The organism is Mycobacterium simiae (assembly GCF_008370645.1).
Lineage (GTDB): Bacteria > Actinomycetota > Actinomycetes > Mycobacteriales > Mycobacteriaceae > Mycobacterium > Mycobacterium simiae_A.
Genome location: NZ_VTZN01000052.1, coordinates 1 through 13,356 on the forward strand (window position 1 = coordinate 1; position 13,356 = coordinate 13,356).

Genomic DNA, 13,356 nt, shown 5'->3' on the forward strand with positions numbered 1-13,356 from the left:
GGGATCCCCCGAGCCGTCTGCTGAACCTCGCTGTGGAGATCGGCTGCGTCTTCAGTATCGACACCGACGCGCATGCGCCCGGCCAGCTCGACTTCCTTGGCTACGGCGCGCAGCGGGCACTAGATGCGGGTGTTCCTACGGACCGAATTGTCAACACGTGGCCGGCGAAAAGGCTATTGGAGTGGGTGTCAGTCCGGTAGGTGTGGCATCTCTAGGCCCTGGTCACGGCCGAGCAACGCCGCCCGGGTCAGCGCGGATTTGCCGAAGCGACGGTGTATTTGGTCTACCGCCTGGTCAAGTACGTCTGGCGGCGCGCCGTCAAACGGCAGCGTGTGTGACCGGGCGGCACGGCTGAAATCGTCGAACCGCAAGCGCAGCACCACCGTGCGACCGGTGTGTCCGGCGGCGCGCATCCGGCTGGTGATCCGGTCGATCAGGAAGACCACCACAGCGTCGATCTCGTCAGCAGACATCCGGGTGCCGGCCCGTCCCAGCGCGCGTTGCGCGCCCACGGATCGCCGTCGCACGCCGATGGTCACCCGCCGGCGGTCGATATTGCGCGCCAACGCGCGACGGTGTCGATACCGTGGGAATGCAGCTTGCCTGCGGTTACTGCACCGACACCCCACAGCCGGCGCACCGGCAGCGGATGCAGGAATGCAAGCTCTTGATCGGGCGGCACCAGCAGGAGCCCGTCAGGCTTAGCTTCTTGGCTGGCCACTTTGGCCAAGAACTTCGTCCTGGCCACCCCGACGGAAATCGGCAAACCGACCCGCTCGCGCACGTCGATGCGCAGGCGCTGGGCGATTTGCAGCGGGGTGCCAGCGACTCGATGCAGCCCGGCGACCTGGAGAAAAGCCTCGTCCACCGAAAGCGGCTCCACTAACGGGGTGCAGTCCCGGAAGACCTGCAACACGGCGGCGCTGGCCTGGGAATACGCCGACATTCGCGGCGGCACCAGCACAGCCGGAGGACACAGCCGTCGCGCTTGCGCCCCGCCCATCGCGGCGCGCACCCCGTAGGCCTTGGCTTCGTAGCTGGCAGCCAGCACCACCCCAGTTCCGACGATCACCGGGCGCCCCTGCAACGTGGGGTTGTCGCGCTGTTCGACGGAGGCATAGAAAGAATCCGGGTCCGCGTGCAGGATGGACGCCTCGCACCGCACGAACACATGTTCGCACGCACGGCAGACAACTTCGGCGTTAGCGCGCCTCGGCGTAGATGCTGCTCACCCAGATGTGCACCAGTGTGTCCAACACCTGCGCTTCCGGAACACAGGGCTGTTCGGCAGCAAACGAGGCGAACAGCGTCCGCTCATTCAACAGATTGAGCGCGGTGGCCAGCTCCAGAGCCGGCAAGGTGACCGGTGCAGCGCCCCGGCCGCGCTCGGCCTCAATGACTTCGACGGTGTAGGCGATCCACTTCTGCATGAACGTCGACCACAGTTCTCGGACCTCGGTGCTGCTTGCTCTGGCAGCCTGACCGGCTCGGGCAACTGCTTTATGCGAACCGAACGTTTCAAAGAACACGTTGATCCCGGTGCGCCACATGGTCTCGCGGTCAGTGTCCAGATTTCCCATGAGATTCGCTACCGCGGTGTCGGCCTCTGTCACCACTCGATCCAGCAGCGTCAGCAGGACCGCTTCCTTGGACGGGAAATAGAAGTAAAACGTCGGACGCGAGATACCAGCGCCCTTGGCTAGGTCGTCGACCGAGATGTCGACCAGCGGGCGAGTTTCCAGCAGTGCTTCGGCGGTGGTGAGGATCGCCAGTTCTCGATCGTCACCGGACGGCCGCGCGGTGCGTCGACCGCGATGTTGCGATGCCTGAGCGGCCGCTGAAGTAGTCACGACGGGCAGCTTACCGTGCGTCGAGGATTTCGACACTATGTTGACGTACTCAACGTAGCGTTGATAGCGTGGCGCCATGACTGAGCACCTAGACGTCATCATCGTGGGGGCGGGTATCTCTGGCGTCAGTGCGGCCTGGCACCTGCAGGACCGCTGCCCAACCAAGAGCTACGCCATTCTGGAGAAGCGCTCAGCCATGGGCGGCACCTGGGACTTGTTTCGATACCCCGGTATTCGCTCCGACTCCGACATGCACACCCTGGGTTTCCGGTTCCGGCCGTGGACCGACCGCCAGGCCATCGCCGATGGCAAACCGATCCTCGACTACGTCAAGAGCACCGCGGCTATGCATGGCATCGATGCGCACATCCGGCTCAACCAGAAGGTCACCAGCGCTGATTGGTCGACGGTGGACAACCGCTGGACCCTCACCGTCGAGAGCAAGGGTACCTGCAGCGAGCTCACCTGCTCGTTCCTGTTCTTGTGCAGCGGTTACTACAACTATGAGCAGGGCTACTCGCCAAAGTTCGTCGCTGCAGCGGATTTCGCCGGCCCGATCATCCATCCGCAACACTGGCCGGAAGATCTCGACTATGAAGGCAAGAACATCGTCGTGATCGGCAGCGGTGCTACGGCTGTCACCCTTGTTCCGGCGCTGGCGAATTCGGGTGCCGAGCACGTCACGATGCTGCAGCGGTCGCCCACCTACATCGTCTCTCAGCCGGACCGGGACGGTATTGCCGAGAAGCTCAACCGCTGGCTACCGGAGAACATGGCTTACACCGCCGTTCGGTGGAAAAACGTGCTGCGGCAGGCGGCCGTGTACGGTGCCTGCCAGAAATGGCCACTGCGGATGCGGAAAATGTTCCTGGGTTTGGCTCAACGCCAACTGCCCCAAGGCTACGACGTGCGCAAACACTTCGGCCCGCACTACAACCCCTGGGAACAGCGCCTTTGCCTGGTACCCAACGGCGACTTGTTCCGCGCCATTCGCCACGGGCAGGTCGAGGTCGTTACCGACCTCATCGACCGGTTCACCCCGACCGGAATCCGGCTAACTTCGGGTCGCGAACTTCCGGCCGACATCATCGTTACCGCAACAGGTTTGAACCTACAGCTGTTTGGCGGGGCGACGGCGTCGGTCGACGGCGTACCGGTCGACCTCACCCAAACAATGGCCTACAAGGGCATGATGCTTTCCGGGATCCCCAACATGGCATACACCGTTGGCTACACCAATGCCTCCTGGACGCTGAAGGCCGACCTAGTATCAGAGTTCGTCTGCCGTCTGCTTAATTACATGGACGCCAACGGCTTTGACACAGTAGTCGTTGAGCACCCGGCTTCCGACGTCGAGGAACGGCCGTTTATGGAGTTCACCCCCGGCTATGTATTGCGTTCGATCGATGAATTGCCCAAGCAAGGCTCGCGAAAGCCGTGGCGTCTCAATCAAAACTATCTGCGCGACATTCACCTGATCCGCCGGGGCAGGATCGACGATGAGGGGCTACGTTTCACCAAGCAGCCTGCCGCAGTAGTAGTTTGAGAGTTCTTACGGTGTGACGACGACAATGCCGTCGTCATCGCTGTAGGCGATGTCGCCCGGTACGAACGTCACACCGCCGAGGCTAACTTCGACATCGCGCTCCCCAGCGCCGGTCTTGGTGCTCTTTCGGGGATTGGTGCCCAGCGCTTTGATGCCGATCTCGATGCCTCGTAGCGCGGCGGCGTCACGTACCGCGCCGTAGACGACCAGCCCAGCCCAGCCGTTGGAGCGGGCCAGTTCGGCGATGACGTCGCCGATCAGGGCGCAATGTAAGGAGCCGGCACCGTCGACCACCAGCACCCGTCCGTCCCCGGGCTGTGAAAGCACCGATTTCAGCAGCGCATTGTCCTCAAAGCACCGGACAGTGCTGATGGGGCCGGCGCACTGATCGCGCCCGCCGTACTGGCGAAACTGGAGGTCACAGCTGCGCGCATCGGGTCCGATGTCGTCGACGAGATCGGCCGTTGGCCGAAAGGGCACGCTGTGCATCATTCAGCGGCGGCGCAACTGCCGGATCAGCAGCACGGCTAACAGGCTTAGCGCGACGGCGACCAGGAGCGGAACAGCGGAGGGGCTCGACGAACGTTCGAATTCTCGGGAAAGCGGGTTGTTCGCACTGTCCACAGTCGACTTCGCTTGCGCTGCAGCGTCTTTAGCCGCTGCGGCGAGCTCGCCGTTGGCTTTGGCCCGCTGCTGGAGGCTGGCGGACTGGTCGGCCACCTGGGCGGGCTCGGCTGCAGGTGCTTGGGCAGGCGTTTTCTTGGCAGGAACTTTCTTGGCCGGCGCCTTTTTGGCCGGCGCCTTTTTGGCGGGTGCTTTCTTGGCGGGTGCCTTTGCGGCCTTCTTCGCGGGTTGCTTCTTGGCCGGCGGTCCCGGTGTGCCGTCGGGTTCGCTGTTGGGTCGATCCTGCGGGTCTGCCATGCGGCCGCTCCTTTGTAGCTTGACGGTTGCTCTAGTTGCTCACTAAGTCGCCACGCGCTTGGGCCCCATCATGCCAGGACACGGGGTCTTGCCAACGCAGCTACCAGTGCGTCTCGACGCATCAGGGCCTACGCCGCATCGCCCACCAGGCTCCTGCTGCCACCGCTGCGATGGTGCCGACGGCAAATGGCCAGGTTGGGACGTTATCGTCGGGTTTGTCGCGGTCGGCGGTAGGTCGGTAGGGCACCGGGTAGCCGGTCGCATGCTGGTGGGCTGGGCTGGCCGTGACCACAACGTAGCTGTCGAGGTGGGCCGACAGGCGCTGAGGTCCAGCGGCCACCGCTGGTGCCGTGAGAATCCCGGTGATTGTCAGAGCCACCAGCAATCGCGCTGACCACCCAATGACTCGCACGTGCTTCATTGACATGCTGCTTCAGGTCAGCCCAAGGCGGGCCATCAGGTCGGCCTCGATCCCGTCGAGCTGTGATGAGATCGCGGCGTGCGCGGCCTTGCGCCGCTGCGCCGGCATGTTTTCCGCTGCGGTGATGGCCGCCGACAACTCAGCAAGCCGTTCACTGATCGCCGAGACGAACTGTTTTGTCTCGGCGTCCCGCGGCTTCTTTTCCTGCACCAACCGCAGCGACTGCTCCGACCCCGCGATCCGGGCTGACAGCCGTGCGCCGTGCCCGGAGAATTGCCCAATCTGTGACAGTGGAACACCAAGCTGATCGGCGCGACGCTGATCGATCATCGCGCGGGCGGCGATTGCCGCACGGTATATCAGCGGCGTCAGTATCGGGGCGAGCAGCCGAGAGACCGTCAGCGTCCGGCGGATCCGGGTGGGCGACAGCAATTTACCCTCCCGCGCTGCCTTGAGTTGAGCCTCGGCGGCTTTCATTGCCGTGCGGTCGCTCTCCCGCTGCGCTCTGAGTTGCGCCTTGAGGGCATTGTCTGCAGACTTCTGCGCGGACTTGATGCGGCGCGCCTCGTTCTTGGCCGACAGCTTGGCTTCTAGCTTGGCGCGGGCCTTGATAGCGCGGGCTTCGGCGCGACGAGTAGCGCGGCTCTTTCGCTTGCGAAACAGGCCCATTCCCGGCCGCCTCCCGGTATCTCGTGGACTATCGCGGTGCGTGTGCGCGATTGCTGGCCCAACCCTAATCCGGGGGGTCAGCGAGCAAGCCTTCAGGGCAGCGAGGAATCCGTTTTACGCGTCGAGTCGCTCGCCGCGACGCAGTTGATCGATCCGGTCCACGACCGCCTGCTGCGCCTGGGGAGACAACCCGTGCGAGCGCTCCGCGATGCGCCGCACACCGTCGTCGCGCATCGCGGCCAGCCATCGCAACTCCTTGTCAAGCTTCGCGTAGTACTCGTCGTCAGTGAAGTAGGCCGACTTGATCCGGAAGAAGTTGGCGAGGGCGGCCATGGTCGCTGATGACGGGTTGGTGCGGTTGCCGGAGCGTAGCTGCGAAAGGTATGGAGCCGACATTGTGACGCCCTCCGCCTTGAGCGCCGCAATCACCTCCGCGGACGTGTGCGGCCCGCGCCCAGGTGGATAGACGGTGTCAAACAGACGGTTCAGGCGGGCAGCGAACGTCGCGCTCATCGATATGACCTCCACCGGGCTGCAAATCGAACTGTTATCTATAGGTATTTGCTGATTATGGTAGCGAGAGTTATCTCCACAACCAAGTGCAAACCTGAGCGGATTGGTTGCCTGCCCGCTGCGCGGGTAACCCAGACAGCCCATGCGCCCTTGATGAGGGTCCAACTGATTGGGTGAGGTGTCCACAAAATAACCGGATTTCACAGGCTATCCGCAGAATACATCGTGTTCAGGTCCGCGCCTGGGTGCCGTTGCGATCGCGCGCGATCATTTCACGCGGGTCCTGTCAGATAAATGCATTCGCCGCCGGGCAACTAGCCTACAACGTAGGCTCGCCCGGTAGCTCCTTTGCTGTCTGCGTCCAGTCGGGGCCCGGCAGGGCACCGAGAGTGCGGTTCGCGGATGTGGGCCATCTGCTCGGAGGGGATCCGCAGTGCTATCCGGTCGAAAAGGGAGCCCGCAGGCGGCGTCGCACCGAGGTGCGGTGACTACCCGGGGGCGGCAGCCGTGGTGCGCCGTCGCCGAAGAGTTTGCGCCGTCGTGCCGGCCACCGCCAGCAATCCCACCGCCGCCGTCACGCCGATGGCGACCGAGCGCCACCCGAGAGCGCTGTCGAACAGCATCCACAATCCGAACAGTAAGAACAGCAGGCTGGCCAGAACCTGCAGCAGTTGTTCAGGTAGACGCTGGTGTAGCAGCAGCCCCGCGCCGATTGCCAGGCCGTCGGCCAAGATCATGCCCAACGTGGTGCCGATCCAGACGCCAAGCCAGTCGTGGTCGCTGGCCAAGGTAACCGTCGCCAGCGTCGTCTTGTCGCTAAGTTCCGCCAGGGCAAACGATGACACGACGGTAAGCAGCGCAAACCGGGGCTGCCGGGGTGCCGCTGCGCCGTTGTCGCCACCTGTACCTTCTCGCCAGACCCACATCGCAAAAAAGAGGAAAGCGATAGCCCCCGCGAAAGCCATCGGACGCGCCGGCAGCGTGGTACCAAGAAAATGGCCGATCGCCACCGAGGCTCCGTGCACTGTGAACGAAGCAATCGCCACACCAGTGATCACCACCCACCAGCGGTAGCGCAACGCGTAGGTCATGGTGAGAAGCTGGGATCGGTCGCCGAGTTCGGCAACGAAGACGACTCCGAGGCTTAGCAGTGTGGCTGCGAGCATGCGGGCGACCTTTCGACACATGGTCGATGACGAGCCGTCATCGACCATCGGTCGAAGGTCTCGCCCACCGTCGGATCAGACGGTTCGCCGGCCGGGCTTTCACCAGTATGTCGACACGACGATTCGGGGCTACTCCCCTTCGCTAACGACCCCAGGCTAGCGGCCGAAATCGGCATGCGCTAGGGCAACGCCGGAGTTCGGACAGCCGTAATTACTCACTTTGAGGCTCGAACTGCGTCTTTCGAAAGTCCTTATGCCGCAAGCAGCATTGCCAGAATCGCGGTATCGGGGTGGCTGATCGGGTCCACGCCGACGCGACTCACCATCGAGGTGATGGTGCCGTCGGCTTCTGCTTCCACCCAGGCCGCCCGGTGCTCCAATCCAAGATAGGGCAGCCCGGGCAGCAGCACGCAGCCCGATGCAGCGCCCGTGCACTCCGGCAAGGACGGCGTCGTCTCGGACGGGGGATGCAACATCAACAATGCGGGGGGCTGATGCTCGGCGAAATATCCGGGCTGAATCGCGGATTCGCCGAACACCGTGCCCTCGGCCAGTACCAGGCCAACGGTCCCGGGCGCGGGTTCGTCCGGCAATTCTTCACGTGCTCCAAAAACGGTTGTGGTGGACAGCAGCCCGGGCAAAGACGCAACCCGGACCGCGACCATCAAGAGCTGTGCCCATTCTTTCGTCGAATCGGGCCACCGCCCAGATATGACAAACCCTTTAAGGGCGCCATGAGAATGAAAGGGAGCAACCCCTATAGGCCGATCTGACCCAGCATTCATCGCGCCCTCCGCGACGCCTCCATCCGAAGTAACCGCACTGGTAGTTCGGACCAATGGTAGCTCGAATAATCAAGCATGCGCGGGCTTTTGGCGCCCCGCAAGTCGGCGCCGCATCGCTGTGGCGACGTTAACCATTAATGCCCGGCTAATGACTTGGGCGCCGCGCAATGGTGCGCGGCGCCCAAACCAGGGGTGTTCGACCTAGCCAGCAATCAGCCCCGACGTTTTCGACGTTGCTGCGTCATAGCGTGACTGCACGTCGGCCCAGTTGACGACATTCCAGAACGCCTTGGCGAAGTCGACCTTGACGTTCTTGTACTGCAAGTAGAAGGCGTGTTCCCACATGTCGAGCAGTAGCAGCGGGACAATGCCGAGCGGGAAGTTTGACTGGTGGTCGTAGACCTGGAATATCAGCAGCCGGTTGCCGAGTGTGTCCCAACCCAGGGCCGCCCACCCCGATCCCTGGACGGTGGTGGCGGCTGCGTGGAACTGGGCGCGGAAGTTGTCGAACGACCCGAACGCGTCCTCTATCGCTGCGGCCAGTTCGCCGGTTGGCTTGTCACCTCCGTGGGGAGACAAGTTCTTCCACCAGATGGTGTGATTGACGTGACCGGCGAGGTTGAACGCCAGATTCTTCTCGTTCAGCAGGATCGTCGAATGATCCTCCTTGGCGCGGGCCTCTGCGAGTTTGGCGATGGCGTCATTGGCGCCCTTGACATAGGTGGCGTGATGCTTACTGTGGTGAAGCTCGTTGATCTGACCCGAGATGTGCGGTTCCAGCGCCCCGTAGTCCCAGTCCAAGTCGGGCAAGGTGTATTCAGCCACGGCATTCCTTTCTGCGATCGTCTGACGAGTCATTCGCGTGGGTTCCGCCACGCGGCGGGCTGACGTAGTCAACCCTGCTCCATGACTGCGCGCGCCGCAAGAATGACCCCCGTTGGGTTCAGCTCTATAGCAAGCGGGTGGCGGCGATTCAGTACAGCACGATCAGCGCCAGAACGCCGAGTAGCGCTAGCGCGATGAGGCCGGCGCGCACGAACGCTATGACGTAGGCGTGGTTCCATGCCGGCGAGCCGGAGTGTGAAGCCGACTGCGGAGTCGAACCCGGGCCATAGGAATGTGTCGCCATCAAATGCCTTCCGCCGACATAGTCACCTCAGGCTAGTGAGGTGAGTCACAATAAATGTCGCGTCCGCGATCATACGCCTGGTGCCCAGGTTGAAAATTCTGCCAGAGCAGACTACGCGGGGTGCCGGTGGTGATCAACCCTCGCCGGTCACGTCAGGGTGGGGGTCAGATGCTACTGCTGCTTAGTGGGACAAGGCATTTCGCTCGCGGACGTCTCCGGGCTGTCTACTACCTGTCTCCGACAGGGCACTGTTATCCACAGTGCCAGCCCAATCTGGCCGATAGATGCTGTCGCGGCGTCGCCGTGCTGTTGTGGATAAACCTGTGGAAACTGTGGATAGCCATTGGTAGCTGGAGCTACCGGGTGGCCGGCATCATAGGACTTCCGCCATACCCATCGTCGTCGGGGGGTCGGGCTAAAAGCTCCGGCTCTCCCCTCGCGGCACTGCGGCTGCGGGGGCGGCCCGCACCGTCACCGGGGATAGGCTGGACCGGTGATCCAAGTGTGCTCCCAGTGCGGCACTCGGTGGAACGTCCGCGAACGTCAACGCATGTGGTGTCCGCGTTGTCGTGGGACTCTGATGGCGCCGCTGGTAGGCGCGCCGACAGGCGATCCGCGGTGGCGTTCGCCGGCTGGCCCGCAGCTGCCGGGACCGCCTGTGATGCAGCGCGTACCGCCGCGGCTTCCGCCCGGCTTTCGTTGGATCGCGGTGCGCCCCGGCGCTGCGCCGCCACCGCGAACCGGGCGACGGTTTCGCGGACCCACGCCCCGCTACGCGGTCATGCCGCGTTGGGGCCTGGCGGATCAGGCTCTCCAACCTGCGCCTGCCGCGGTGCAGACATCGCCGAAAGTCGGACCGTCTGCCGCGACGGTGCGCGCCGTACTGTTCGGCACGGTCGTGGTTCTCACCGTGGCTGCGCTGGTGTATGCGGTGCGCTACGCGCTGCTCATCATCAACCGCAACACGTTGCTCAACTCTTTGGTGGCGGGCGCTTCGCTCTGGTTGGGGGTGTTGGCGAGTCTGGCCGCGCTCGTGGCGATGGCCTTCTGCTTTGTCGCACTGATCCAATGGCTGATTGCTCGTCGGGCCGCCGCTTTCACACACCACGGCTGGCCTGAGCACCGATCGGCGCCGCAGCTGTGGGCCGGATGTCTGCTACCGCTGGCCAACCTGGTCTGGGCTCCGGTGTTCGTCATCGAACTGGCGCTGGTCGAAGGTCAATACCAGCGGCTTCAGCGGCCGATAGCCGTGTGGTGGATCATATGGGTGCTGAGCAACGCGGTGGCGATTTTCGCTATCGCCACCGGCTTTGCGAGCGACGCGCAGGGTATCGCCAACAACACAGTCATGACGGTCGTGGCCTATGCATTGGCGGCGGCCACCCTGGCGACCGTGATGCGAGTCTTCGAGGGCTTCGAGCGCAAACCGGTCGAGCGGCCCGCCCACCGGTGGGTGGTGCTTCCAGATAGCCCAAACCGGTCCGCCGCGCCGGCATCTGGCGGTGCGGTTGAGTTGGAAGGGCAGGAGCCGGCAGCATAATGGGCATGACCTGGGCCGACGAGGTGATCGCCGGGCATCCCTTCGTGGTTGCCCACCGTGGAGCTTCTGCCGCTCGACCGGAACACACGCTGGCTGCCTACGACCTGGCCCTCCGGGAGGGCGCCGACGGCGTGGAATGTGACGTCCGGCTCACCCGCGATGGCCACCTCGTTTGTGTGCATGACCGTCGTCTGGATCGGACCTCGACCGGAGTGGGCTTGGTAAGCACGATGACGCTGGCCCAACTGCGCGAGTTGGAGTACGGGGCCTGGCACGAAAGCTGGCGTCCCGACGGCACTCACGGCGATACCAGCCTGCTGACCCTGGACGCACTCGTCGCGCTGGTGTTGGACTGGAACCGACCGGTGAAGATCTTCATCGAGACCAAGCACCCCGTTCGATACGGCTCGTTGGTTGAAAGCAAGGTGCTGGCGCTGTTGCACCGCTTCGGGATCGCCGCTCCGGCCTCAGCCGACCGATCACGAGCGGTGGTGATGTCGTTTTCGGCGGCCGCGGTCTGGCGGATCCGCCGGGCCGCGCCGCTGCTGCCGACCGTGCTGCTCGGTAAGACTGGTCGATACCTCGCCAGCGGCGCGCCCACCGCGGTGGGCGCTACCGCGGTGGGGCCCTCGCTGCCGGCGTTGAAGGACTATCCGCAACTGGTCGACCGCGCCGCCGCCCAAGGCCGGGCGGTCTATTGCTGGAACGTTGACGAGTACGCCGACATCGACTTTTGCCGTGAGGTGGGGGTGGCGTGGATGGCTACCCACCACCCCGCCCGCACCAAGGCATGGCTGCAGAACGGGCGCGGACCCGCCAGCGGCTAGTTGGCGCGCCGAGGGTTTAGAGGCTGCCGCCGGCAACGCGCGGCGCCCCTGCGGCGGACGGCGCTCGGCCCACCTCTCGGGCGACGAAGTTTTCCAGCTCGAACAGGTTGGATCCGGCCCGGTCGGCAATCCGCAATAGGGTCGACATCAGCGACATCTCTTCGACCTGCTCTTGCAGGAACCACTGCATGAACTGCGCGCCGAGTAAGTCGCCCTCGTCGCGGGCCACCGCGGAGAGCCGGCTGACCTGGTCGGTCACTGCGCGCTCTTGATCGAGCGCCAGCGCCAGCGCATCTCGCGGTTTGTCGAACTGGTTTCGCGCCGGGTCGGCTCCGGGGATCTCGACGCGGAGGCCACGGTCCAGCAAATGCTGCACCAGCATCATCGCGTGGTTGCGCTCTTCGACGGCTTGACCATAGAAATGCTTCGCCAATTGAGGCAAGTCCTCGCTGTCGAAATACACCGCAATCGCAATATATTGTTGAGCGGTGGTGAATTCGTTGAAGATTTGTTCCTGCGTCAACGCATGGAATTTAGTCTTGTGTCCGTCATAATCAGTCATGAAACCAGGCTAGTGCAGGTAGAATCGGGTATGCAACGAAGGCTTGACTTAGTGAGGAAAGCTTTTCCTAAATTGTCCTACGGACAAACTCTGGTCAGCTTTGCCTAAGTAAAGCAAGCCTATGAAACGTTGCCGAGTTTATCCAAAAGGCCAAATTGTGTTGCTATGGGTGCCCGCCGAACACCGCGACCGGCACTGGAGCGTCCGAAGCCAGCGCATCGAACAGCTCGGCCGCTGCGTCGTGGTCCCACACCACCACCGAGCCCACCGCGTTATCGGTGAACTCGCCGATCGGGACAGTCAGTGCGGTGTTGCGCTGGTGGAGTGCCCACCCGAGGCGGCCAAGGTCGACAACATGGGTGGCCTGGTCGACGGTCAAGGCTCCGGCCACGGCGTCCGGCACCGTGTACCAGCGCCAGGGGTTGAGCCATACCGCGGGTGTTGCGGCGCGGTGCAGCAACGCTGCCATGAATTGCCGTTGATTGAGCATCCGGTCCAAATCGGCTCGCGGTGTGGCGCGGGACCTGACGAATCCCAGTGCGCTTGGGCCGTTCAGCTGCTGACAGCCCGCCGGCAGGTTGATACCGGCCAACGGATCGCTGATCGGCTCGGCCGGGCATAAGGTGACTCCGCCGAGTGCGTCGACCACGTCGGCGAATCCGCGGAAACCAACCTCGGCGTAATGGTCGACGCGCAATCCGGTGGCCTGCTCAACCGTCTGCACCAGCAATGGCGCCCCGCCCATCACGAACGCTGCGTTGATCTTGTCCCGACCGTGACCGGGGATCTGAACATACGAGTCTCGCGGTATCGACACCAAAGTTGGCGCGGCGCTCGACCAGAAGCTCGGCACGTGAACCAACATGATGGTGTCGGTGCGCCCGGTCCCGATATCTCCACCCGTCGCCAGGTCCTGCTGCTGCTCAGCAGTGAGGCCCTGACGGCTATCCGAGCCGACGAGTAGCCAGTTGATGCCGCGGCCGCCTCCCGGGCGATCGACGTAGCCGCTGAGAACCGGATCGCGGCGCAACGAAGTGTCCAGCCACAGGGCCTCGCCCAGAATCGCCGCGCTGGTGAGCAAAACACCGATCAGCGCCCATAGTGCTACAACCCTGATCCATCGCCGCTTGACTCTGCTGCGACGCCGCTTGAGTGGTCTAGGCCGCCTAGGCGGCATGGCTCGGGCACGCCCGCGTTGCGGCGGTCGACCTGCGGGAACTGGCGGATTGCCGGTGGCTGGCGCCGGTGTCGCTTGGTGTCGCGCTGGCTCGGCCGCAGACTGTGGCGGGAGGTTTACCCGCCGGATGACCGGCGAAGGCTCCGGCCGAGCTGGCTGAAGCGGCAAGGACGGTTGAGTCCGTCGGAATTCGGGTGCCTGCGATGGCCGATCGCCGCTCATCTGGACAACGTACGTGGCTGAACTCGTC

General features: G+C 63.8%; 14 protein-coding genes and 3 pseudogenes. 4 read left to right on the forward strand and 13 right to left on the reverse strand.

From position 1 onward, the window contains the following. Positions 1–200 (forward strand): annotated as a pseudogene (locus F0Q45_RS10720) (PHP domain-containing protein); the annotation flags it as partial. Here F0Q45_RS10720 and F0Q45_RS10725 read toward each other — a convergent pair. Further along, positions 189–1,171: pseudogene (locus F0Q45_RS10725) on the reverse strand (Y-family DNA polymerase). The pseudogenes F0Q45_RS10720 and F0Q45_RS10725 overlap by 12 nt on opposite strands. Before the next feature lie 31 nt (positions 1,172–1,202). Further along, positions 1,203–1,850, reverse strand: coding sequence for a TetR/AcrR family transcriptional regulator (locus tag F0Q45_RS10730; RefSeq protein WP_149653936.1), 648 nt, complete (start codon positions 1,848–1,850; stop codon positions 1,203–1,205). A 76-nt stretch (positions 1,851–1,926) separates the two neighbouring features. Here F0Q45_RS10730 and F0Q45_RS10735 point away from each other — a divergent pair, with 76 nt between their 5' ends. After that, positions 1,927–3,396, forward strand: coding sequence for a flavin-containing monooxygenase (locus F0Q45_RS10735; protein ID WP_149653937.1), 1,470 nt, complete (start codon positions 1,927–1,929; stop codon positions 3,394–3,396). A 6-nt stretch (positions 3,397–3,402) separates the two neighbouring features. Here the strand turns inward: F0Q45_RS10735 and rraA are convergent, their stop codons facing one another. From rraA to F0Q45_RS27600, 9 genes and pseudogenes are all read right to left on the reverse strand, one after another. Beyond that, positions 3,403–3,885 carry a ribonuclease E activity regulator RraA gene (gene rraA, locus F0Q45_RS10740; RefSeq protein WP_149653938.1) on the reverse strand — a complete coding sequence of 161 codons (483 nt, stop codon included), beginning with the start codon at positions 3,883–3,885 and terminating at the stop codon, positions 3,403–3,405. Positions 3,886–3,888: 3 nt separating this feature from the next. Beyond that, positions 3,889–4,317 (reverse strand): Rv3852 family protein, encoded by a 429-nt coding sequence (locus tag F0Q45_RS10745; RefSeq protein ID WP_149653939.1) that lies wholly within the window; start codon positions 4,315–4,317, stop codon positions 3,889–3,891. Between the two features lie 121 nt (positions 4,318–4,438). Then, positions 4,439–4,738, reverse strand: a complete 300-nt coding sequence (locus F0Q45_RS10750; protein ID WP_149653940.1) for a hypothetical protein — start codon at positions 4,736–4,738, stop codon at positions 4,439–4,441. 12 nt (positions 4,739–4,750) lie between these two features. Next, the gene (locus tag F0Q45_RS10755) at positions 4,751–5,407 is read right to left on the reverse strand and encodes a DUF6474 family protein (RefSeq protein WP_149653941.1); all 657 of its coding nucleotides are present in this window, start codon (positions 5,405–5,407) and stop codon (positions 4,751–4,753) included. Between the two features lie 114 nt (positions 5,408–5,521). After that, positions 5,522–5,920, reverse strand: coding sequence for a transcriptional regulator (locus F0Q45_RS10760; RefSeq protein ID WP_149653942.1), 399 nt, complete (start codon positions 5,918–5,920; stop codon positions 5,522–5,524). A 494-nt stretch (positions 5,921–6,414) separates the two neighbouring features. After that, positions 6,415–7,086: pseudogene (locus F0Q45_RS10765) on the reverse strand (TMEM165/GDT1 family protein); the annotation flags it as partial. A gap of 251 nt (positions 7,087–7,337) precedes the next feature. Next, complete coding sequence (locus tag F0Q45_RS10770; RefSeq protein WP_149653944.1) at positions 7,338–7,871, reverse strand: peptidase; 534 nt, start codon at positions 7,869–7,871, stop codon at positions 7,338–7,340. A 201-nt stretch (positions 7,872–8,072) separates the two neighbouring features. Continuing rightward, entirely contained in the window at positions 8,073–8,696 is a 624-nt protein-coding gene (locus tag F0Q45_RS10775) for a superoxide dismutase (RefSeq protein WP_149653945.1), read from the reverse strand. 148 nt (positions 8,697–8,844) lie between these two features. Beyond that, positions 8,845–9,000: a hypothetical protein gene (locus F0Q45_RS27600; RefSeq protein ID WP_188112870.1), complete on the reverse strand. Its 156-nt coding sequence runs from the start codon at positions 8,998–9,000 to the stop codon at positions 8,845–8,847. 493 nt (positions 9,001–9,493) lie between these two features. Between F0Q45_RS27600 and F0Q45_RS10780 the strand changes: the two genes are divergently transcribed. Next, positions 9,494–10,540 (forward strand): DUF4328 domain-containing protein, encoded by a 1,047-nt coding sequence (locus F0Q45_RS10780; RefSeq protein ID WP_149653946.1) that lies wholly within the window; start codon positions 9,494–9,496, stop codon positions 10,538–10,540. Between the two features lie 5 nt (positions 10,541–10,545). After that, complete coding sequence (locus F0Q45_RS10785) at positions 10,546–11,367, forward strand: glycerophosphodiester phosphodiesterase (protein ID WP_149653947.1); 822 nt, start codon at positions 10,546–10,548, stop codon at positions 11,365–11,367. Positions 11,368–11,383: 16 nt separating this feature from the next. Here F0Q45_RS10785 and F0Q45_RS10790 read toward each other — a convergent pair whose 3' ends face one another. Both F0Q45_RS10790 and F0Q45_RS10795 read right to left on the reverse strand, forming a co-directional pair. Then, positions 11,384–11,929: a ferritin gene (locus tag F0Q45_RS10790; RefSeq protein WP_149653948.1), complete on the reverse strand. Its 546-nt coding sequence runs from the start codon at positions 11,927–11,929 to the stop codon at positions 11,384–11,386. 163 nt (positions 11,930–12,092) lie between these two features. Continuing rightward, positions 12,093–13,328, reverse strand: a complete 1,236-nt coding sequence (locus tag F0Q45_RS10795) for an LCP family protein (RefSeq protein WP_149653949.1) — start codon at positions 13,326–13,328, stop codon at positions 12,093–12,095. Positions 13,329–13,356: the final 28 nt, after the last annotated feature.